Origin of the sequence: Microvirga pudoricolor (assembly GCF_016892705.1) — a bacterium.
GTDB classification, from domain to species: domain Bacteria; phylum Pseudomonadota; class Alphaproteobacteria; order Rhizobiales; family Beijerinckiaceae; genus Microvirga; species Microvirga pudoricolor.
In genome coordinates this window covers 1-20,148 of record NZ_JAFEMB010000012.1, presented here as the reverse complement: position 1 = coordinate 20,148, position 20,148 = coordinate 1, and the positions used below count along the sequence as shown (strand labels likewise).

Sequence of the window (20,148 nt, the reverse complement as noted above, 5' to 3'; positions counted from 1 at the left end):
GTCCGAAACGCTCGTCATGACAGGCTCGAGGCCGAGCCGTCTGATAGCTCGAGAACGTGTCGGTGACATGCCAGCTGGTTGATGAAGTAAAGACCGCCCATCGACAGCAAGGTCTCTACGACAAGGGGAGTAGACGAGTCTGCTAGAGCTACCAGCATGAACGACGCCGAATGGTCTATACTTATGCTCATGGCCGCGAACGCTGGCTGAAAGGGAACCATCATCATTCCGGAACGATCCAGAATGTGCTTCCACCGTCTCAGCGCAGGTAGTGGATGTGGGGCCGTCCATGGTAAGGCGAGGTCTCGACCCTAGACTCGATCCGGAAGACGTCCTTTAACAGAGGCTCCGTCAGGACATCCTCAGGCGTGCCTGCTGCCACGATCCTTCCCTGGCTCAATACGATAAGTTCGTCACAGAACATAGCCGCATGATTGAGATCATGGAGGGCGATAACGCTGGTAACGGGCAGGCTGGCAATGAGGCGAAGCAGTCCGATCTGATGCTGGACGTCGAGGTGGTTCGTCGGTTCGTCGAGGAGCAATTCCTTGGGTGACTGGGCCAGTGCCCTCGCGATATGGGCGCGCTGTTTCTCACCGCCGGAGAGACTTTGCCAACGCTCAGTGCGCTTGTCCTCCATCCCGACACGCTCGAGGGCGTACTCGATCGCCTGCTGATCGTCCGGGGTCCAGCCCGAGAACATCGAGCGGTGCGGGAAGCGGCCGAGTTTGACGACGTCGACCACCCGTAGGTTGGAGTTGGTCGCGGCGTGCTGCTCCACGAAGGCAACGCGTCGTGCAATGTCCCGCCGGCTGATGGACTTGAGATCGGTTCGGTCCAGCATGACGTGACCTGAATGCGGTTGCTTCAGGCCGGCAAGGAGCCGCAGGAGCGATGTCTTGCCCGATCCGTTCGGGCCGAGCAACCCCAGCATTGCGTTCGGTTTGACCTGGAAGGTTACACCATCGAGGATGGTCTTCCTGCCGATCCTCCAGATCAGGTTGTCGGTCCTGATGCTCATGACGGACGCTGGATCCGATAGAGAATAACGGAGAAGAAGGGTACACCGACGAGAGCCGTGACCACGCCGATCGGCAGGACCTGCTTTGGGATGAGAATCCGAGATGCGATGTCGGCCATGACCATGAAGATCGCGCCAGCGATGGCGCAGGCAGGGAGCAGGCGGCTATGAAGTGGCCCGACCACGAAGCGCGCCGCATGCGGTACGACAAGCCCCACGAAGCCGATCGAGCCCACCATGCTCACGATCGTGGCGGTCATCATGGCCGTGAGCGCGAACAGTGCGGCTCGCGCGCCGCCCACATTCACCCCGAGCGCGGCCGCCGCCTCGTCGCCGAACGCGAAGGCATCCAGCACTCTGGCATAGAACAGGCAGGCTATGAGACCGAGGCCGACGATGACCGAAACGAGCGTGAACTCGGGCCAGCGAACACCGCCAAAGCTGCCCAGGAGCCAGAACATCACGTCGCGAGCCTGCTGAGCATTGCCCGACGTCGTGACGATATAGGAGGTGGCTGCGTTGAAGAGCTGAGAAGCGGCAACGCCCGCGAGGATCGTGCGATCCGCTCCGCCGCGCGTCCCGTTCGATAGCAGCGCGACGAACAGGAAGGCCGCGAAGGCGCCTGCGAAGGCGCCCGCCGACAGTGACAGGACGCCCGAGCCGACGCCGAGGATGACAATCGCGACGGCTCCAGTGGACGCTCCCGCCGAAATCCCGAGCACATAGGGTTCGGCCAGCGGGTTTCTCAGGAGGGACTGCAGGATCGCTCCCGACAGCGCAAGGCCGGCACCGCAAAATGCCGCGACAAGGGCGCGGCTCAACCGGTAGTCCCAGATGACCGTCTCGTGGATGCGATTGAGTTCGGCTGTCGTCCATCCGAGCCGATTGGTCACAGCTGACAACGTGGTTGCAAGCGGGATCGGAAGATCGCCGATCCCGACGCTTATTCCAACGACGACCCCGATCGCCGCCAAAGAGGCCAGCAGCAGAGCGCCAAGGACGAAAAGCTGCCCTGCCAGATGACGCGAAGCGGTCACTTCACCAGACCGATGGCCTTAAGCTGGTCGGCTATCTGTTCCGCTCCATAAATCGTGCGGATGGTCGGGTTCATAGCTTGGCCGTCCATGACCACAATGGCCTTGCTCTTCACAGCAGGAATCTGGCTTACCGCCGGATCCGTGGTCAGAAACTTGATCTTGGCTTCGGGCTTGTCGAGCTCCCAGCGGTTGCGATCCAGGCTGGCGACGACGATCACGTCGGGATTTGTCGCGATGATGCTCTCCCAACCAAGGGTCGGCCACTCGGCCTCGGTGTCGATGGCATTACGCCCCCCAAGCAGATCGGCGATGAAACCCGACGCTCCGTTCTTGCCGCCAAGATAGGCGTCCGCGGAAGGGCTGGGGCTCGAGAACCAGAAGACGTAGGACAGTTTCTTGTCCCCGGCCGGAACGCGGGTGCGAAGGGAAGCCTCGCGCGCCTTGAAATCCGCAATCAGAGCCTGCCCACGGTCGGCCACGTCGAAGATGCGCGAAAGCTCATCGATCTCGCGGTAGAGAGAATCCATGTTCCACAGCGAGCCGCGGCTGCCATACGCATCGTTGCCTTCCTTGCGCTCCAGGCAGGTGCTCGGCGAGAGGTAGCTCGAGACGCCAACTTTCTCGAAGTCCTGCCTTTTGGCCACCTTGCTGGACTCGCCCAGAAGGGTGGGCAGAGCGGCGGCCACAAAGTCGGGATCTTCCGCGAGGATCGATTCGAAGGTCGGAAACTCCACAGTGAGAAGTTTGACCTTCGCGTTGGCCGCGGCCAGTTGCGGCAGGACCTTGCTCGGCCAGAAGGCAGTTCCGACCATCCGATCCTGGAGGCCGAGCATAAGTAGGATCTCCGCACTGTTCTGACCAAGTCCGACGGCGCGTTTCGGTGCGTTTTCGATCGTCACCTTCGCCCCGCAATTGTCGATGGTGAGCGGGTACTGCGTCGGAGCCGCCAACGCCGACGTCGCCCCAAGAGCGAATCCGGCGCAGATGCCGATACGAATTCGAAATGCCGACCAAATACTCATGGGAACGCCCGCGTCTTAAAAATGGGAAGGAGCCTGCCTTTATCGCACCTCAGGCTTCGGAAACAAGGAGGTTTGAGCGAAACAACATCGATTGGAATAGCTCTAAAATGCTGCGGCCCTTTGGTCGGTAGTATTGCAGCTGGTGTCATTGGAGAGATGCTTGAGTTTTATTTGCAAGATGCTCTGGTAAATCATTGTTCGAGCGTTCCAGAGACGGAGGCCCGCTCATCCTGTCTGGGTTGACTGCGCCGAGGTTCTGTCCCGCGATATTCTCTCGGAAACTTCGATCGCTCGGCTTTTCCATCGATGAGGCGGTTCTGAGTTCCTGGGACATTTCCTCAATTCGCGCAGGCGTCGATGTCGAAGCTCCAAGACGGCAGCGCGTCTGGCCTCTAGGTCGCGCTCAGTCATCTAGGCAGATTGTCAATTGCGCGGAACACTGTTGCCGGTATTCTGATGGTCTTCGCTGCGGTTAGCGACTTGGGGTCCGGGACTCGGCGACCCGGGGGATGATCTCGATGAGCGCTGAACTTCAGCACCTCCTGCTTGTCTACGCGACTTACGTCATTGCGGCCGGCAGTCCAGGCCCAAGCAATATGCGCATCATGGGTGTGGCGATGCGCCAGGGCCGGGCGGCGGCGCTGACCCTGGCGGCTGGAGTCGTGACCGGTTCCGTCTTCTGGGGCGTCATGGCAGCGACGGGGATCTCCGTTCTTCTCGCCCGCTATGCCCAAGTGATGACGGTTCTCAAGATCCTCGGAGGGCTCTATCTCCTGTTCCTCGCCTTCAAGGCCGGACGGGCCGCCCTGAGCGCCGATCAGCAAGCCTCCGAAGGACCCCGTTCGGTCGTGTCCAGGGGAGCGCTCTACAGACAGGGTCTGCTAATGCATCTCGGGAACCCGAAATCGGTTCTGGCATGGATCGCCCTGGTGACGTTGGGTTTGGGCACCGAAGCATCCTGGCAGGGCGCCGCTGCGGTCCTCGGGGGATGCGCCGTCCTGAGCGTGACGATCTTTGGCGGCTATGCCCTACTGTTCTCGACGGCGCGGATGGTTCGCGTGTACCGCAGAGCCCGGCGATGGATCGAGGGCGTTCTCTCGGTCGTGTTCGGCTTGGCGGGATTGCGCCTGCTTCTGGCACGCCCATGAAGACCGTCCAGAACGCGTCGGGATTGTTCCACGGCCTTTCGGCTTTCCCTTTGACGCCGACGGATGCGGCGGGACATCTCCAGGAGGACGTGCTCTGCCGGTTCCTCGAGCGTATTCAAGAGGCGGGAGCCGATTCCATCGGTCTGCTCGGCAGTACCGGCGGCTACGCCTATCTGAGCAGAGAGGAACGGCAGCGGGCTGTTCGCGTGGCGGTGGGGTGCGTTGGCGGTCGGATCCCGGTCATCGTCGGAGTCGGTGCATTGCGGACCGACGAGGCCGTGGCGCTCGCACGGGACGCTAAGGCTGCCGGCGCCGATGGCCTGCTGCTTGCTCCGGTGTCCTACACGCCCCTGACTGACGACGAGGTTTTCGCGCATTTCTGTGCCGTTGCGGAGGCCGGAGGGTTGCCTCTGTGCATCTACAACAATCCAAGCACGACAAAATTCACCTTCAGTGCCGAGCTGATCGCGCGTTTGGCGGACGTGCCACACATCGCAGCCGTGAAGATGCCGCTGCCGGGAGACGGCGATTTCTCGGGCGAGATGGAGCGTCTGCGGGCAATCACCCCCGAGAGCTTCGCCATCGGCTACAGCGGGGATTGGGGCGCTGCCGACGCTCTGCTGGCAGGTTGCGATGCCTGGTACAGTGTGGTTGCCGGCCTGCTGCCCGCTCCAGCCCTGGCCCTGACGCGCGCGGCGCAAGGCGGCCATGGTCCGAAGGCGATGGCCATCAACGCCTCCTTCGAGCCGCTCTGGGCCCTCTTCAGAGAGTTCGGCAGCTTCCGCGTCATGCACGCCATGGCCGAGCTTCTTGGTCTTGCCACGATCGCGCCGCCGCGCCCGATTCTGCCCCTATCGCAGGAAGCCTATGGCCGGGTCGAGGCCGCCTTGGGCAGCCTTGAGAATGAGGGGCCCTTCGTCCCTCAATAAATCCGCCCGCGCTCATGGGCGGAATATTGACGGTTGATCACCCTGACTGCCGGGCGCTCGCGTTTCGGCTGCTGCGAACCGAGCCCAAGCCGAGATCTTCTCGGTGTCCGACAAACGCGATGGCGTTGGACGCCCATGGGGGCGCAGTCTTCGCGGTGAGGACCGTTTCCGGTTTATCGTCCCAACCGACCGGATTCGCGGTGATCCGGTCGGTTGGCGCAAGCGATATCAGTTCGACGGATGCAGGCCGGGCTGGATCGTTCCCATCCGGCCTCCAAGCCAACCGGCAAGGGCGCCGAGGATCAACCCGAGAGCCCCGAACAAGGCGGCCCGCGACGTCGCCTTGGCGGTCGCCTCCGCCGCGGCAGTCGCCTGCCTCTTGGCGTTGTCGACGGTCTGGCGGTATTGCTGCTCATAGCGCTGAACATCCGCGCGGGCCTGCTCGACAGGCTGGTTCCGGGCGGCCGCGATGGCTTGTGCGGCCTGATCGCGTGCCTGGGCGGCCTGCGCCTCGTCACCGGTGACCAGTGCCCGCATGGCGGAGACGGCCGCATCCCGTAGTGCTGCCGGATCCGTCCGGTCGGCGTTCGTTCGGATCGACTGCTCGATCGACGAGAAGGGATCGGCCAGGGCCGATAGGTTGGGTGCGGCGACCTGAGCGGCCGTTTGGGCCGTCGCTCCGACGGTCGAAGCGACGCTGCCGGCGGCTCGGGTGAAGGTGCCGTACACGCCTCCGATAATGCCGCCGATGGCCGATGTCAGCAGGTAGAAAATGACCAGAGTGGTGACCGCCCATGCGGTGAGGCCGTGCCATCCGGCCGTCGAGCGCCTGGGCTGGCCCGACAGGCGTCCTGCCACATAGCCGCTTGCCAGCGAGGCGACGATGCCAGATGCGAGGAACCAGATGCCCGCGCCGATGGAAAACGACGCCGTCGAGGGGTTATCGGCCGTTCCAGGGTCGAGGGTCGCGGCTCCGATCCCAACACCGAGCATGTTGAGCAAGAGCTGCACGACGAGAGCGATGACGACGCCCGCCAGAACGGCGCCCCAGGACACGCGATTGATCAGAACGGTTCCGACAACCGCCTCTGAAGGGCTGGCGGGTACGGGCGAGAGGCCGTATGCGCCGCGAACCGGTCCGGCATCGGACCCTACAGGCAAACTCATGAAACGCTCCTATTCGTGTTCAGCCGGACTCCAGGCAAGTGTCTGCGGCGCTCACCGGCCGCAGACGCTTGCGGCTCATCTTGGGTAGGGTGGTGTCGCTCAGGTGCGGTCGACGGAGCGCTTCACGTCTTCCTTGGCATCTCCGTAGGCGTCTTGGACCTTGCCGGCGGCCTTCTCGGCCTTGCCTTCGGCCTCTGTCTTGGTGTCTCCGGTGATCTTGCCGAAGGCTTCCTTCACGGAGCCCTTGACCTGCTTGGCGGTACCTTTGATCTGATCGTCGTTCATCGTTGAAACTCCTGATGTTTCGGCTGGGACAGGGTGCCGAAAACACGTGCTTAACCCGCCCTCCGAGCGGAGGTTCCAAATGATGAATTGCTACTACGGCGACTAGTAGGCCCGCACTAGCGCCGCCGTCTCCTGGCCCGCGCGGGCTGCCCATCGCCGATCCCGCGGTCTCGGGCCCAGACGATGGCGGCGCTCCGCCGATTCACGCCGATCTTGCGAAACAGGCTCGCCACATGGTTCCGGATGGTATGGGGCGATACACCGAGATCCTCCGCGATCTGAGGGTCGGACGCGCCGCGGCACAGTCGCTCCAGCACGTCGCGTTCCCGAAGGGACAGGTCAGAGACTGCCGTGCCGCCTGGGGCCTCCTTCGACTGCAAGGGCGCGCGGAGAACGGCCAGCCGCTCGATGACCGCCTGGCTGAACCAGGATGCGTCGCTCATCACGGTTTCGATGGCGCGCATCAGTTCCGCCTCGGTGCGCTTACGCGCGGAAACGTCTTGGAAGGCGCATAGCAGGCATTCGTCGCTGTCGATCATCACGCTGTCGGCCGAGATCAGGACGATCAACTCGTCTCCGTCTTTGCGCCTCAGTCGAGTCTCGAACGAGGATACCCGCCCCTTAGCCTCCAGCTCGTTCAGGAAGCGGATGCGGTTGTCTTCATCCGTCAGGGAGATTTCCGCCGAGGAGTGTCCGACGATGTCTTTGGACGTGTAACCCGTCACGCTGCAGAAGGCTTCGTTCACGTCGAGGAAAATTCGATCCTTCTTGCGCCAAATCGACATCGGGTTCGGGGCGAGGCGGAACAGCTTGGCGAGTTGCTCCTCGCGCTGCTTGAGCGCCGACATGGCCTGTCGCTTCGGTTCCAAATCCGCGAATGTCAGCAGCATGCACGCGGCGCCCTGGACCTCGAGAGGCTGCCCCGCGACGACCACGAGCTTATCGCTTGCGCCCAAGACCGGCAGATTGGCTTCCATTTGAGGGATCGTCTCGCCGGCATTCATTCTCTCGAGAGCCAGATCGCGACGGTCGGCCTGTTGAAAGACATCGATGTCGCGCAGTGTATGCCCGAGCACGTCCTCTCGGGCATACCCGGTCATCTCGAGGAAGCCTTCATTGACCTTGACGAACGTCTGATCCGCCAGACGGCAGATCAGAGCCGGGGCAGGATTGGCCGCGAAGGTGCGTTCGAACCGGTCCTGCGCCTCGAACTGCTCCGTGACGTCCGCGATCACGAGCGCCAGGTAACTCGGCTTCTCGTCCGGTCCCGTCACGACGAGGCTTCGGATGCGATGCGTCCAGGCCTGGTCGGGATCGCCCGTCCTCTCGACTTCGACGACGACCTGATCGAAAACCTCCCCAGCCAGGACGCGTTCGAACGGATATTCTTCGGGTTTCAGCGAGTGGTGATTGCGGTAGCGCAGAAGGAACCGGGCGCGGTACTCATCCACCGTCCGCCCCAAATCCTCCAGGCTCTCGACCCCATGGATCGTGAGCGCGGCCGGATTGGCATAGGTGATGCGCTGGTCCGGCTCGATGAAAATGACGCCTTCGGTGAGGGCGCTCACCACATCCTCAAGTTCGTCGCGCTTCAGCCGTTCCATCGTCACCGTTCCAAAATCACAGGTGGGACTTAACGCCCTTGGCCGCCACGGCCACCCCGACGGCTCGCATGCTCGCTCAGTTGCCCAAGATGGAACGACTCAGTGCAACGCTTCGGTCTCGGAAGCGGATGGCACGGGCGCGCAGTCTTCAACCTCCACGGCAGAGATTTCGCCGCCCCGAGTCCAGTCAAGCTCTCGCGATTGGACCATTCGATAGGAATAGATGTTTAGATTGAACCAAACTGGACAGCCGGGATTCAACGAGATGGGCCTGATCGTCTTGGAGCAACCGCGTAGGCTCGCCCTTAATTGTCAGGAACGATCACGATTTCGCTGCGTTGCTTGGCAATCGGCGGAGGCAATCATGAATATCAGGGGCAGCGGACAACCTTGGGTTAGGAGGCTATCCTCCATTGCGGCGTTGTCCCTCGGGCTGACGGCTCTTCCAGCCCATGCCGAGGGCCTGTTCGGCTTCTTCCGGCTCTTCTCTCCTCCGCCCCCGCCGTCTCCCGTGTTCAGCCCCATCCCCGATCCGGGACTCGAGAGGCCCAGGCGACGGGCCCCAGTCGCTCCAAAACCGGCAAGCGTCGATTCGCCCGCCATTAAGCTTCCGATTGTGCCCCGGCCGTTGGGGGAGATCGACAATCCCGTCGAGGCTCTGCTCAAGGACAGCACCTTGCGGCCTGGCGATATGGTCATGTTCCCCGACGGACTTCGCGTCTTCGTCGGGACGCCCGGCAGCCGGCATACCATGGCGAGCTTCAGGCCGGTGTCGCAGGACAAAACCGCATCCAAGGAGACGCGCAAGCTCGCGGCTCAACTCCGTCCCGGGGAGAATATCGCCTGGAGCACGGCCCATCTCGGAAACGGCGGAAAGCTTGCCTCGTCCGACGTCACCACAACCGGGAGCATCAAACGCAAACGCCGCCAGTAGGTTCGGAGAAGGCCTTCGGGCGAGGCTGGGGTGAAACTCTCCTTCCGCCGCGATGGTCACGAGAGGGGCGCCTCAAGACTGGCTCATCCGCGCGCAAGTGAAGTTAGGTCGGGATCAGGCCCTGGGCCTCGCGCGCACTGCGAGGCCCTTTTGCTGTTCCGGGCTTCCGCCCGTTTCATCACGCGCGGTCAGCGGTTCGAAAGACCGGCCGGTGTATGTCCGTCGATCGTGTCCTGAGCAAGGTGCTCGCTGGCCCAGATGGCGGCTTGAGTCCGGTTGGAGACCTGGATCTTACGGAGGATGGCCTTCACGTGAACCTTCACGGTCGCCTCGGCGATGTCGAGCTTGTTCGCGATGACCTTGTTGGCGTCTCCGCGCATCAGCATTCGTAGGATATGGGCCTCCCGCTGGGACAACTTGTGCAGCGAAGGATGGTCGACGTCGCTTCGCTTCTCCCGCTTTTCCGGCAAGCTGGCCGGAGATGATGCGCTCTCCTCGAGCAGGCGGTCGAGAATGCCGCTGGGAACGAACATATGTCCCAAGAGGACGATCTCGAGGGCTTTGATCAAAACCTCGGACCTCATCATGGTCAGGCAGAAGCCGTCGGCTCCTGCGGCCTGGAGCTGGAGGAGTCCTAGGCGGTCGAAGGTCTCCGCCAGGACGACGACCAAGGTGTGGGGGCACATGGCCTTGATGTGATCGAGGTAGGCCGCGGTCTGAGCGAGATCGCTCTCGGCTTCGACGATTACCATGTCGGGCTGGGCCGCGCGCAGATCGCAATCGTCCGGCAGCACGTCGAAGCCATGGCTCGCGATGATGTAGGAAAGGCCCGTTTTGACCAAGGAGGTCTTCATGAACAGCCCGACACGCTGCGGGTGAACAGGTTTGGCGGTTTGGGTATCGGCGAACGAGAGAGACACGTCTGAACCTCCGCTGCTTGCGCGCAGCTCGAATGGATTAGGCTTCCGGGGCTGGAAATTGACATGGGTTATAGGATGAAGCGCTAGCGTCTGTGTATTGGCCTGGAGGGGTAGGAACTTTTCGAGCTAAGCGTTGTTAGGGCTAGTTTCGAAATACGCGCTGGTGCAGACCGGCAGCACGAATCGTCTCAGTGAAGCCGCTGCTCGATAGACGTCCAAAGGTAGTCGGAATAAACCTGACGCCCTCAACGTTCATAGCGTCAAGGCAGGTGGACTTGGCGATGAATGATCATGCTCTGCGGTTGGCCGTACGAACCATCGGGGTCGAGCGAAGGTTGTACAGCGTACCGGAATCGGCCAAGGACCATTCGCCGCACGACGCACCTTGCCCGATCAGCGAGACGTTCGTGATGCCGGAGACGATGGGCGTCGTCGAGGAGCCTCCACCGCATCGATTCATGGCTGAGCGCGGTGGATCTTGTAAGGCGCGATCGCAGGTCAGCTCGTTTGCCAAGGCCACAACCGAAATCGGCGAATCCAATTGAGTTCATCCACCTCTGAGTTGCAGATCGTGGCGCAGAAACATCGCCTTCGCCGAAACAAACCAAGCGAGCACAATCGGAGACCGCCAGCACATGCTGCACATTCCGTCGATCAAGCAGTCTGTCTGGAACCTGTTACCCGATAAGCTGGCCGTTCAGCTGCAATACTTCAGAGCTCATGGCCGGCTGCCCAATCTGACGCTTCCGATGACGTTCACCGAGAAAGTGCAGCATCGGAAGCTCTACGACCGGGATCCGCGCCTGCCAGTCTTTGCCGACAAGGCGAAAGTCAAGCACTTGGTCTCAGCCATGGTCGGGTCCCAATACGTCATTCCGACCCTATGGACCGGGCGCGACATCGACGACCTGGATTTCGATTCGTTCAAGCGACCGTTCGTCATCAAGCCAACCCACTCCTGCGGCGAGACGATCTTCGTTCGCGACGGCGAGTCCATGGATTGGGCGAGCGTCCGGTCGCAGTGCCGCTCTTGGCTCAAGAACGTTTACGGCACGAGGACGCGCGAATGGTTGTATGAGCGCATCGAGCCCGCGATCATGATCGAGTCGATGATCGGCGACGGAACCGTGGCACCGGCCGATTACAAGTTTTTCGTGTTCCATGGAGCGGTGCAGCTCATTCAGGTGGATGTCGAGCGATTCGGCGACGGCCGCGAGCGTGCGATCTACGATCCGAACTGGCGCAGGCTCCAGGTGCGCTCGTCCTTCCCCGACACCCCTCAGCGGATCGATCGTCCATCCCGGCTCGACGAGATGAAGCGGATCGTGGAGGCGATCGGGTCGTCTTTCACCTTCGTGCGAGTCGATCTCTATGAGGTCCATGAGCGGGTCTATTTCGGGGAGACCACGTTCTACCCGGCGTCGGGTTACGCTCGGTACCATCCGGCCAGCTTCGATGCCGAACTCGGGGCGCATTGGAGTCTCCAGAAAGGCATTGCATCCCCCGCGAGGACCGTCGCATGACCTCGCCCGGATCTTCGGCTTCGATGCGTTCTCATTGCGGCCTCCTCATCGGTTTCATGATTCGGTCAGCCCTCGGCCGCCCACACTCAAGGCGCTGATCGCCGCGCGGCTCTCATCCTGCCTTCGTCTCTCTCGACAAAGATCGCCCATGCGTGTTTGAGGGAATGGAGATCGGGCGGACGGCCCCGAGGACATGGGAGCGGTGGCGGACCCATCACACAACCGTCCCGGGTTCAACGAGCCAGCCTCCGGGGAGAGCCGATTTGGCCGAATTTCTCTATCACGCGATTCTTCTCGGTATCGGCGCGACGCTGATTTTCGATCTTTGGGGACTGTTCCTGAACCGGGCATTCGGGGTGCCGCTCTCCAATTGGGGTATGGTCGGGCGCTGGTTCTGCCACCTGTTCCAGGGCAGGGCGTTCCACGACGACATCTCCCTAGCGGACCCATTCTCCCATGAACGAGTTGCCGGTTGGGTTGGCCATTATCTGGTCGGGATCCTGTTCGCCGTCCTCCTCCTGGCAATGACCTCCGCGCAATGGTTGGCAAACCCCACTCTGCTGCCTCCTCTGGCCGTCGGCCTGGCCACCGTCGGATTGGGATGGTTCGTGCTCCAGCCCGGGATGGGGGCGGGGATCGCGGCCAGCAAACGGCCGAATGCGGGCCAGATCCGGTTTCTCAACATCCTTGGGCACTTGGTCTTCGGGCTTGGCCTCTACGGCACCGCCCTGGCGATTCGATAGTCTCAGACCCGAACCACCCCCGGAAGTATAAAAAGGGTACAACCGAAGTGTGCATGGATCTGAGGCTGGACCTTCACTTAGGATAAGACTTGGCCGAACAGTCGAGCGATTTCCATGAACTGGCTGAAGCAGTGTCTTTGCGTCCTGATGCTTCTTGGCGTCAGTGCGAGTGCTCGGGCGGCCAGTATAACGGTTCTCCCAGGCGATCGGACGAGTCTCGTTCGGGTCGAAGGCCGGCTGGACTTTGGGGACGAGCGCGTCTTCCGGGAGAAGGTCGCGGGCTGGACCGGCGGGTTGGTCGTGTTCGACAGCCTCGGCGGCAACCTGCTGGCCGGTCTCGGCATCGGACGGGCCATCCGGGATGCGGGGTTGAACACCCTGGTTATGAATGACGAGACATGCGCCTCGGCCTGCGCTCTTGCGTGGCTCGGGGGCAAGACGCGGTATGCCGGGCCGAGGTCACACATCGCATTCCACGCCGCCTGGATGCTCAAGGACGGCGAGAAGGTGGAGACCGGCAGCGGCAACGCCCTGGTCGGTGCCTATCTCTATTCCCTCGGGTTGCGGGATAATGCCATCGTGTACATTACGCAGGCAGGCCCAGACGAAGCCAAATCCCTCAGTTTTCGGGACGCGGAGGTCCTTGGAATCCAAGTTTCCGAGTTCTCGGTTCCCCTGCCGCCGTCCACGACGGCCATGCGGGCCGAGCCTCCCGGTCTGCCGTCCGGTCCCGCACCACTTCAGCTTCGGGTTCCGGCCCCCACCCGAGACCCGCAGACGAATCCCCAGGGGCAGCCGGACGCGGCCCCGGCGCAGCCTCGGCCGATGGAACTCGCGAGCCTCGATGTCGCCGGCCAGGTTCAGAGGCGCTTGCACGAGCGGGGCTATTTTCAGGGCTTGGTGGACGGGGTGTGGGGACCGCGGTCACGAATCGCTCTACGACGGTTTAAGGGCAACAACGGCCTGGGATTCGACGATGCCTGGGACGTCAAAACTCAGGCGGCCCTGTTCGACGACCGGTCCCAGGCCGCCTGGGCCGGCTATCAGCCACCCTTCAACGAGGACACCGCCGCAGGTCTGTTCCGGCCCTTCGCACCCAGCCCTGGGGCGAGCCTGCATCCTCTCAATCCCAACGACGCGGCCGCCATCCAGTCCTATCTGAACCGGCTGAGCTACTATCGTAAGCAGGGCGACGGGGTCTGGGGCATCGCCTCTCGGTCGGCCCTTACCGACTTCAAGGTCGCCAACGGGCTCGAGCCCAACGATCTCTGGGATGCAACCGTCGAGGACGCGCTCAGGCGGCCCGCCCTCGTCCCGGCGACGCTCACGCCATTCGGCGACTGGGCCCAGGATCCCGGCACTTGCGCGGATCCCAACCGAGTGGGTCGCATCTCGGTCACGGCCCGTAGCATCGAGGCGGGCGGAGCCTTGTGCCGTCTCGATCCGCCCCTCCAGCGGGCCGCCGATGGCTGGCGGACAACGGCTCTGTGCTCCCGGGGCGCCGCCTCGGAAACGGCCCAGGTCCATCTCCAACTCATCAATGGGCGCCTGATCGACCGATCGCTGGTGGGCCGGGGCGCTGCTCCACGGCCCGCCGTATTCGATCGGTGCCCTTGACCGCAGGCGGATTCGCCGCCTGCCGCGCAAGATCCTGCGGATGTAGTGCGTGGAGCCTCACGGGATCCGATAGAAGGGGTTAGGCATCAGGAAGGTTCTTTCGGCATGACCGCCCGCCAGGTCGGAGGGCTGATCGCCGATATTGGCCACGATCGTGTATCCGGCCTGCTCGATGGCTGCCCGCTGCGGGCCTTTGAAATCGGCGGCCGAGGCGAATCGGCTCCCGCGCGGGGTCAGGATCAGGCCGCGATACCCGTCATAGCCCGCAGCGCGAAGGTTCCGCTCGGTCGCGGCCCGCTGGCTTTCATCCCGGCCCGAGATGAAGAAGATCTCCGCGCCCAGCGATCGAGCCTGCCGGAAGACCGCCAGAGCCTGAGGGATCGGCGGGGATCGTCCCAGCAGATCCCAGGCGACCCAGCCGCACGGGCCCTCCGGAAGCGTGCGGCACGGCCCTCCGAAGACCCGGCCGAAATCATTGGCCTTGATCACCTCCCAGTTCGTGAGGGCGGTGTCGTCGATATCAAACACGACGGCCGCGCGGCTGACGTGCGGGATGCGCTCGCCTAGCCAGGCACTGGCCCTCGAGGCGACCGCCGAAAGGTCTCGGTCGTAGTCTCCGCTCCGTCGATAAGCTGCCGCCGCGAGCTTGGCGTCTCCCACGTTGCCAGGCTGCTCCGGGAAGCCTGCGGACGTCTGGGGTGCCGGGGTGGTGCAGGCGGCTGTGCCGATCACGACGAAGCCGCCGACCAGCAGAGCCCGATAACGCGCCGTCCGACCCACACCCCGCATCCTCGTCCCCCCATTGGGTCTATGTTCGGATCCCGTGACGCCCGGGCCCAGGTTCTGTCTGGACCAGCCCGATGCTGGTCTAGGCTTTGCCGGAGCCCACCGCCGGCGATTCGTCCGGGAGGGGGACCCAGCCGGGTGCCTGGGGGGCGACGGGGGTCAGATAGGCCCTGCCGTTCTCGATCTGCGTGATGCGGCAGGGCTCCGCCCTCAGTTCACCGTCACGGCGATAGACCACGATGTCGCCCACCCGAAGATCCGAGCGGGGTCCTTCAGCGTCCCGCTTGCCCTGAGACGCCTGGCCTCCGGATTCAGGCGCCACATCCCCGTGAGCGCGCCGATAGGCCTGAATCACGGCCCGGGCCTGATCCCGGTAGCGGTCGCCGACGCGACGCAGCACCGCACCCTTCGGGCGCCCCGGATACCATGAGGTGCCGCCGACCTTGGCGAGTTCCCGCGCGACGGTCTCGATCTCTTCCTCGCTCATATCTGTGTCCGTCATCGTGTTCTTGAGCCTTACCGTGTGGCGAAAGCCGTTTGTTGTCGGTGAGCGCATGATCCTGGACTGTCTGGCCGACTGGGCCGCGATCGGGCACACCTCAGCTTAGAACCTTCAAGGCCTGTCAGTCGAGACCCGCCTGCGCCAGACACGCCTAATGTCGGTGCAGGTTTTGATCTTCGCGCTCCTCCGGGGATCCGAGGCCACATGTGGATGAGCCGACCGGGCCTTGATCATGGGGCTTGTCTTGCCTGGGGATTTCCCTCAGAGCAGAGCCGGGCCGGTGGAGACAGTTTCGGTGGAGCCCGTTTCCATCGCCGATCTCTTCAGACGATATGAATGCAGACCGCCCTCCGGCCGGTCTTCCTGTTTTCGGACCTGTATCCGAAAGTGGCGGAGGAGTGTGATTCGAGGGATCCCGCATCGGTCCCCGGTCACGGTTTGAACGCAGCGGTGACGGCATAACTCCGGACCCACTTGCTTCTGGAACGGCGCGAACGAGGGACGACCGATGCCTTATCCTGATTCCGAAGACGATATCGAACTCTCGCGCCAGGAGCGCCTGAGCGATCTTCGCGCTTCGGGCCAGGCGCCTCGGGTCCGTGAAGCGGATCGCGGGGAGGCGATCCGGGTCGCGGCCGCTCTCATGAAAGCTGTCGACGACGGTTTGGCGGGCAATGCCGCGATCGTCACGGATGCTGAACTATACCCCCTGGCATACCGCGCGTTCGAGAACCTCTTCGAGCTCCATCGCGCATTGGGCGGCCGACACTCGGACGCCGGGCCTGGCGAGACCGAGGGGGCTGGGCCTCGTCCGGCCGGTCGTTCGAACAAGCCCACTCGCTGAGGCGGCTTCACCTGGGCGCAGTCCGCAGCGATGCGGATGATCGGTTGTACCGCAGGCGCCAGCCGGCCACGGACCGCCCCGCGTCCGACGTGCCGCGAAGGTTCGAATTGCGAAGCGGCATGTATATGCCTCTGCGGAAGCGCCCGCGAAGCGAAGCAGTAATAGGTTCTGACAAGAAAAAACCCTGCCCGAAGGCAGGGTGAAGTAGTCTCGTTGTCTTCGGAGGTCAGGCCGAAAACATGATATCTACCGCACACATCTGCTGACGCGTCAACAAAAGCTTAAGAGAAGGTTAACGAGATATAATATAACAAATCAGATATTTTTTATTTGATACATTGAAGCATATATTGCATATTATCCATAGAAATCAATGAGTAAACTTGTATTCAGGTTCTTGCCTCAACTGCATCAAATTCCTAGGTGTTGCGGCTAAGCCATAGCTTTCCTCTGCGGATCCTTCATAGATTGACCGTGCTTTTCCTTACAAGGGATGCAGGACATCATGATGCAACACAGAAAGTGGGAGGTCATCTAATGAAGCTCGTTAAGAGCCTTCTCCTCGGGTCGGCAACGGGGCTTATGAGCATTGCAGGCGCTTACGCTGCGGATCTTCCGGTCGCTAAGGCGGCTCCGGTTGAGTACGTTCGCGTTTGCTCCACCTACGGTGCTGGATTCTTCTATATCCCGGGTACGGATACCTGCCTGCGCGTCTCCGGCCGCGTTCGTGCCGACTATCTCTTCAACACCCCGCAGACCCGCGCTTCGGACGCCGTCGGCTTCCGCGCTCGCGGTCGTATCCAGCTCGACGCTCGTACGGCTACCGCTTACGGCCTGCTCCGCTCGGTGGTCCGCTTCGAGATCACCCGCAGCTCGGCCACGCCGTTCGGCAACACCGGCGCCATCGGCACCTCGCCGAACGTGGCTCAGGCCTTCGTTCAGTTCGGTGGCCTGACCGCCGGTCGCGTGACCTCGTTCTTCTCGAACTCGGATCTGCCGACCGGTCACATGGGCACGCTGCGCTTCGACGACGCGCCGGACGTGGACCTCTTGGCCTACACCTTCACCTTCGGCAACGGCTTCTCGGCCACGCTGTCGATCGAAGACGGTCTCGAGCGCCGCTCCGTCGGCTTCATCCCCGGCGGCCCGAACGCCCTGGCCTTCACCTATGCCGGTCAGCGCGTTCCGGACGTGGTCGGTAACATCAAGTACACCGGCACCTGGGGTACCGCTCAGCTCTCGGGCGCGATCCATCAGGTTCGCAGCAACAACCTGTACACGATCAACGGCTTCTCTGACTACGCCGATACCGAGTACGGCTTCGCTGTTGCGTTCGCTGGTAGCGTGAACCTGCCGATGCTCGGCGCTGGCGATGCCCTCTGGGTTGCCGCCACCTACGCCGACGGCGCTCCGGCCTACCTGAACGGCGGCAACGCCGGCACGATCATCAGCCCGGTCACCGAGTTCGGCTCGAGCAACATCCTGCTGACCGACGGCTACATCAACCCGCTGTCCGGCGACCTCAAGAAGTCCCGTGCATGGTCGATCGCCGGTGGTCTGCGTCACTACTGGACCCCGCAACTGCGTTCGAACCTCTTCGGTTCGTACCTGCGGGCTAACTACGGCGGTGGCGCTCAGGCGATCACGGCTGCCGGCACCACGATCGGTCTCGTCGACTTCAACGAGTACCGCGTCGGCGCCAACATCTTCTGGCAGCCGGTTTCTGGCCTCGACCTCGGCGTCGAAGTCATTTACGCCAAGATCGATCCGCGTGGCCGCATCGCGACCCCGTTCGGCACGGTCGGTTCGTCCGACGCCGTCGAAGGCCGCGTCCGCGTCCAGCGCGACTTCTAATCGGTTCACCCGATCCGGTTGAAGGAGCCCCGGTGGAAACACCGGGGCTTTCTTTTTGTCCGAAGGGTTCGGCCCTGTTGCCCAGGGCATGGCTTCGCGTATCGTCCCGGGATCCCATCGGCCTGGTGCCGATCGTCCCGTGCGAGGTCCGATGCAGAACTTCACCTTCCAGACCGCCCGCTCGATTCTCGTCGAGCGCGGCTCATCGGGACGAGTTGGCGACCTTTTCGTCGATCTCGGCTGCAAGTCCATTCTGGTCGTGACGGATCGCGGCGTCCGCAACGCCGGTCTCCTGGATCCCGCATTGCGAGGGCTCGAGTCCAAGGGCATGGCGACGGCGATCTTCGATCAGGTCGTGGCCGATCCCCCGGAAGCTGTCATACGGTCGGCGGTATCCTTCGTGGCCGAGCATCGGGTCGACGGCGTCCTCGGACTGGGCGGCGGTAGTTCCCTCGACGTCGCGAAACTCGTCGCTCTCCTGGCTGCCGGACAGGACCGGCTCGACGACATCTACGGCGTCGCCCTCGCCAAGGGGCCACGGCTTCCCCTCGTTCTCGTGCCCACCACCGCCGGCACTGGATCGGAGGTCACCCCCATTTCCATCGTGACGACCGGGGCAGGGGAGAAGAAGGGCGTTGTCTCGCCGATTCTCCTGCCGGATTGGGCGGTCCTCGATGCGGACCTGACCCTTGGCCTGCCCCAATCCGTCACGGCCGCCACGGGAATCGACGCGATGGTGCACGCCATCGAGGCCTATACCAGCCGGCGGCTGAAGAACCCTGTTTCGGACTCCCTGGCGAGGGAAGCGCTAAAACTCCTTGGCGACAACATCACAGAGGCCTGCCGCAACGGCGCGAATCGCGATGCGCGCCACAACATGCTGCTTGGCTCGATGCTGGCCGGCATGGCTTTCGCCAACGCTCCCGTGGCGGCCGTCCACGCCTTGGCTTACCCGATCGGCGCGCGCTTCCATGTTCCGCATGGTTTGTCGAACGCCCTCGTCCTGACCCATGTCATGCGCTTCAATGCCCCCGCCGCCGAGGAGCTTTACGCGGAACTCGCCTCGACCCTCATCCCGGACGTCGACGGCTCGGCCGCCGACCGGGTGAAGGCGGTCCTCTATCGTCTGGAGACCCTCCCGGGGGATCTCGGCCTGCCGACGCGCCTGCGGGATGTGGGAATTGGGGCGGGCGACCTGCCCGGCCTCGCGGAGGATGCGATGAAGCAGACCCGCCTTCTGGTCAACAACCCTCGCGAGGTCCGCCTGGAGGATGTCCTGGCGATCTACGAGAGGGCGCTTTAGCCATGCGGGTTCCGCCCGAACGACGTGCGGCCTACCGCAGCTTCCTCGGCATTGCCACGCGGTGGATGGACAACGACGCTTATGGCCACGTCAACAACGTGGTTTACTACTCGTTCTTCGACACCGCCGTGAATCGTTTCCTGATTCGATCCGGGTGCCTGGATATCCGCAACAGCCCCGTCGTCGGCCTCGTCGTCGAGACGCGGTGCGAGTATTTCAGCCCCATTGCCTTTCCCGACGAGGTTCATGCGGGCTTGCGCGTCGGCCGGATGGGACGCAGCAGTGTCGTCTACGAGATCGGTCTCTTCCGCGGCGACGCGGACGAAGCATCCGCGCAAGGCCACTTCGTGCATGTTTATACGGACCGCGTCACGGGACGTCCGACCCCGATCCCGGATGAGATGCGTCAAGCGCTTGCGCCGCTGCTCGTCGGTTAGAAGATTTTCCCCGGGTTGAGGAGGCTCTTGGGATCGAGCGCGCACTTGATCGCTCGCATGAGAGCCAGTTCCTGATCGGAGCGGGCCAGATGCAGCCAGGGCTTTTTCGTCAACCCGATGCCGTGCTCCGCCGAAACCGTGCCGCCGAACCGCCCGACGAGCCGGTAGACCGTCTCCTCGATCAGCGGCTTGTCGGTATCGTAGCCGCCAGGCGTCGAGACCATGATGTGAAGGTTACCGTCGCCCACATGGCCGAAGAAGAAGCTCTCGCATCCGGGAAGGCGCTGCGCGAGAGACTGTCCGCACAAACGAGCGAAGTCATCCATGACGCCCACGGCCAGGCCGATGTCGAAATCCACGCAAGGCCCGCAATGCGAAGCGAACTCGGAGTTCGCGTCCCGGATCGCCCAGAACGCGCGCGAATCCGCGACGGATTGTGCCACGACTCCATCGGCCAACAATCCAGCCTCCG

Annotated in this window: 21 protein-coding genes; 11 read left to right on the top strand and 10 right to left on the bottom strand. The window is 63.0% G+C overall.

What is annotated here, in order from left to right:
• Positions 1-259: 259 nt before the first annotated feature.
• Genes ILT42_RS22510 through ILT42_RS22500 form a run of 3 tightly spaced genes read right to left on the bottom strand, consistent with a single transcriptional unit; the run spans position 260 to position 3,080 of the window.
• Positions 260-1,021 (bottom strand): ABC transporter ATP-binding protein, encoded by a 762-nt coding sequence (locus tag ILT42_RS22510; RefSeq protein ID WP_204218257.1) that lies wholly within the window; start codon positions 1,019-1,021, stop codon positions 260-262.
• Entirely contained in the window at positions 1,018-2,058 is a 1,041-nt protein-coding gene (locus ILT42_RS22505; RefSeq protein WP_204218256.1) for a FecCD family ABC transporter permease, read from the bottom strand. The genes ILT42_RS22510 and ILT42_RS22505 overlap by 4 nt, the downstream gene beginning before the upstream one ends.
• Positions 2,055-3,080: an ABC transporter substrate-binding protein gene (locus ILT42_RS22500; protein ID WP_204218255.1), complete on the bottom strand. Its 1,026-nt coding sequence runs from the start codon at positions 3,078-3,080 to the stop codon at positions 2,055-2,057. Before ILT42_RS22500 ends, ILT42_RS22505 begins: the two co-directional genes overlap by 4 nt.
• Before the next feature lie 518 nt (positions 3,081-3,598).
• Here ILT42_RS22500 and ILT42_RS22495 point away from each other — a divergent pair.
• Positions 3,599-4,228 (top strand): LysE family translocator, encoded by a 630-nt coding sequence (locus ILT42_RS22495; RefSeq protein ID WP_204218254.1) that lies wholly within the window; start codon positions 3,599-3,601, stop codon positions 4,226-4,228.
• A complete protein-coding gene (locus ILT42_RS22490) occupies positions 4,225-5,157 on the top strand; it encodes a dihydrodipicolinate synthase family protein (protein WP_204218253.1) in 933 nt (310 codons plus the stop codon). The genes ILT42_RS22495 and ILT42_RS22490 overlap by 4 nt, the downstream gene beginning before the upstream one ends.
• A 228-nt stretch (positions 5,158-5,385) precedes the next feature.
• Here ILT42_RS22490 and ILT42_RS22485 read toward each other — a convergent pair whose 3' ends face one another.
• The 3 genes from ILT42_RS22485 to ILT42_RS22475 form a co-directional block, all read right to left on the bottom strand.
• Complete coding sequence (locus ILT42_RS22485; protein WP_204218252.1) at positions 5,386-6,324, bottom strand: hypothetical protein; 939 nt, start codon at positions 6,322-6,324, stop codon at positions 5,386-5,388.
• Between the two features lie 99 nt (positions 6,325-6,423).
• Positions 6,424-6,609, bottom strand: coding sequence for a CsbD family protein (locus ILT42_RS22480; RefSeq protein ID WP_204218251.1), 186 nt, complete (start codon positions 6,607-6,609; stop codon positions 6,424-6,426).
• A 116-nt stretch (positions 6,610-6,725) separates the two neighbouring features.
• Positions 6,726-8,213, bottom strand: coding sequence for a PAS domain S-box protein (locus ILT42_RS22475; RefSeq protein WP_204218250.1), 1,488 nt, complete (start codon positions 8,211-8,213; stop codon positions 6,726-6,728).
• Positions 8,214-8,829: 616 nt separating this feature from the next.
• Here ILT42_RS22475 and ILT42_RS22470 point away from each other — a divergent pair.
• Positions 8,830-9,147 (top strand): hypothetical protein, encoded by a 318-nt coding sequence (locus tag ILT42_RS22470; protein ID WP_204218249.1) that lies wholly within the window; start codon positions 8,830-8,832, stop codon positions 9,145-9,147.
• 188 nt (positions 9,148-9,335) lie between these two features.
• Here ILT42_RS22470 and ILT42_RS22465 read toward each other — a convergent pair whose 3' ends face one another.
• Positions 9,336-10,067 (bottom strand): LuxR C-terminal-related transcriptional regulator, encoded by a 732-nt coding sequence (locus ILT42_RS22465; RefSeq protein ID WP_204218248.1) that lies wholly within the window; start codon positions 10,065-10,067, stop codon positions 9,336-9,338.
• 281 nt (positions 10,068-10,348) lie between these two features.
• On the opposite strand from ILT42_RS22465, the gene ILT42_RS22460 reads away from it, so the two are divergent.
• The 4 genes from ILT42_RS22460 to ILT42_RS22445 all read left to right on the top strand — a co-directional run bounded on the left by ILT42_RS22460 (position 10,349) and on the right by ILT42_RS22445 (position 13,950).
• Positions 10,349-10,612, top strand: coding sequence for a hypothetical protein (locus tag ILT42_RS22460; RefSeq protein WP_204218247.1), 264 nt, complete (start codon positions 10,349-10,351; stop codon positions 10,610-10,612).
• Between the two features lie 90 nt (positions 10,613-10,702).
• On the top strand, positions 10,703-11,590 hold the full coding sequence (locus tag ILT42_RS22455; RefSeq protein WP_204218246.1) for an ATP-grasp fold amidoligase family protein: 888 nt from the start codon (positions 10,703-10,705) through the stop codon (positions 11,588-11,590).
• Positions 11,591-11,853: 263 nt separating this feature from the next.
• A complete protein-coding gene (locus ILT42_RS22450; protein WP_204218245.1) occupies positions 11,854-12,333 on the top strand; it encodes a DUF2938 domain-containing protein in 480 nt (159 codons plus the stop codon).
• Between the two features lie 114 nt (positions 12,334-12,447).
• Entirely contained in the window at positions 12,448-13,950 is a 1,503-nt protein-coding gene (locus ILT42_RS22445) for a peptidoglycan-binding protein (RefSeq protein WP_204218244.1), read from the top strand.
• A 57-nt stretch (positions 13,951-14,007) separates the two neighbouring features.
• Here the strand turns inward: ILT42_RS22445 and ILT42_RS22440 are convergent, their stop codons facing one another.
• Together ILT42_RS22440 and ILT42_RS22435 are read right to left on the bottom strand one after the other, a co-directional pair.
• On the bottom strand, positions 14,008-14,739 hold the full coding sequence (locus ILT42_RS22440; RefSeq protein ID WP_204218243.1) for an HAD family acid phosphatase: 732 nt from the start codon (positions 14,737-14,739) through the stop codon (positions 14,008-14,010).
• Between the two features lie 79 nt (positions 14,740-14,818).
• Positions 14,819-15,238 (bottom strand): hypothetical protein, encoded by a 420-nt coding sequence (locus ILT42_RS22435; protein WP_204218242.1) that lies wholly within the window; start codon positions 15,236-15,238, stop codon positions 14,819-14,821.
• Positions 15,239-15,746: 508 nt separating this feature from the next.
• Here ILT42_RS22435 and ILT42_RS22430 point away from each other — a divergent pair.
• The 4 genes from ILT42_RS22430 (at position 15,747) to ILT42_RS22415 (ending at position 19,676) form a co-directional block, all read left to right on the top strand.
• Positions 15,747-16,082, top strand: coding sequence for a hypothetical protein (locus ILT42_RS22430; protein ID WP_204218241.1), 336 nt, complete (start codon positions 15,747-15,749; stop codon positions 16,080-16,082).
• A gap of 537 nt (positions 16,083-16,619) precedes the next feature.
• Positions 16,620-17,936, top strand: coding sequence for a porin (locus ILT42_RS22425; protein ID WP_204218240.1), 1,317 nt, complete (start codon positions 16,620-16,622; stop codon positions 17,934-17,936).
• A gap of 151 nt (positions 17,937-18,087) precedes the next feature.
• Positions 18,088-19,239: an iron-containing alcohol dehydrogenase gene (locus tag ILT42_RS22420; protein ID WP_204218239.1), complete on the top strand. Its 1,152-nt coding sequence runs from the start codon at positions 18,088-18,090 to the stop codon at positions 19,237-19,239.
• Positions 19,240-19,241: 2 nt separating this feature from the next.
• On the top strand, positions 19,242-19,676 hold the full coding sequence (locus ILT42_RS22415) for an acyl-CoA thioesterase (RefSeq protein WP_204218238.1): 435 nt from the start codon (positions 19,242-19,244) through the stop codon (positions 19,674-19,676).
• Here the strand turns inward: ILT42_RS22415 and ILT42_RS22410 are convergent.
• On the bottom strand, positions 19,673-20,148 hold a 476-nt coding region (locus tag ILT42_RS22410), incomplete at its 5' end, for an FAD-binding oxidoreductase (protein WP_324617762.1). The two genes, ILT42_RS22415 and ILT42_RS22410, sit on opposite strands and share 4 nt — an antisense overlap.

Bases quoted from the DNA above. Each gene is read 5' to 3' on its own strand.
- ILT42_RS22510 (WP_204218257.1), bottom strand. From the start codon at position 1,021: ATGAGCATCAGGACCGACAACCTGATCTGGAGGATCGGCAGGAAGACC.
- ILT42_RS22500 (WP_204218255.1), bottom strand. From the start codon at position 3,080: ATGAGTATTTGGTCGGCATTTCGAATTCGTATCGGCATCTGCGCCGGA.
- ILT42_RS22495 (WP_204218254.1), top strand. From the start codon at position 3,599: ATGAGCGCTGAACTTCAGCACCTCCTGCTTGTCTACGCGACTTACGTC.
- ILT42_RS22490 (WP_204218253.1), top strand. From the start codon at position 4,225: ATGAAGACCGTCCAGAACGCGTCGGGATTGTTCCACGGCCTTTCGGCT.
- ILT42_RS22485 (WP_204218252.1), bottom strand. From the start codon at position 6,324: ATGAGTTTGCCTGTAGGGTCCGATGCCGGACCGGTTCGCGGCGCATAC.
- ILT42_RS22480 (WP_204218251.1), bottom strand. From the start codon at position 6,609: ATGAACGACGATCAGATCAAAGGTACCGCCAAGCAGGTCAAGGGCTCC.
- ILT42_RS22475 (WP_204218250.1), bottom strand. From the start codon at position 8,213: ATGGAACGGCTGAAGCGCGACGAACTTGAGGATGTGGTGAGCGCCCTC.
- ILT42_RS22460 (WP_204218247.1), top strand. From the start codon at position 10,349: ATGAATGATCATGCTCTGCGGTTGGCCGTACGAACCATCGGGGTCGAG.
- ILT42_RS22455 (WP_204218246.1), top strand. From the start codon at position 10,703: ATGCTGCACATTCCGTCGATCAAGCAGTCTGTCTGGAACCTGTTACCC.
- ILT42_RS22445 (WP_204218244.1), top strand. From the start codon at position 12,448: ATGAACTGGCTGAAGCAGTGTCTTTGCGTCCTGATGCTTCTTGGCGTC.
- ILT42_RS22440 (WP_204218243.1), bottom strand. From the start codon at position 14,739: ATGCGGGGTGTGGGTCGGACGGCGCGTTATCGGGCTCTGCTGGTCGGC.
- ILT42_RS22435 (WP_204218242.1), bottom strand. From the start codon at position 15,238: ATGACGGACACAGATATGAGCGAGGAAGAGATCGAGACCGTCGCGCGG.
- ILT42_RS22430 (WP_204218241.1), top strand. From the start codon at position 15,747: ATGCCTTATCCTGATTCCGAAGACGATATCGAACTCTCGCGCCAGGAG.
- ILT42_RS22425 (WP_204218240.1), top strand. From the start codon at position 16,620: ATGAAGCTCGTTAAGAGCCTTCTCCTCGGGTCGGCAACGGGGCTTATG.
- ILT42_RS22420 (WP_204218239.1), top strand. From the start codon at position 18,088: ATGCAGAACTTCACCTTCCAGACCGCCCGCTCGATTCTCGTCGAGCGC.
- ILT42_RS22415 (WP_204218238.1), top strand. From the start codon at position 19,242: ATGCGGGTTCCGCCCGAACGACGTGCGGCCTACCGCAGCTTCCTCGGC.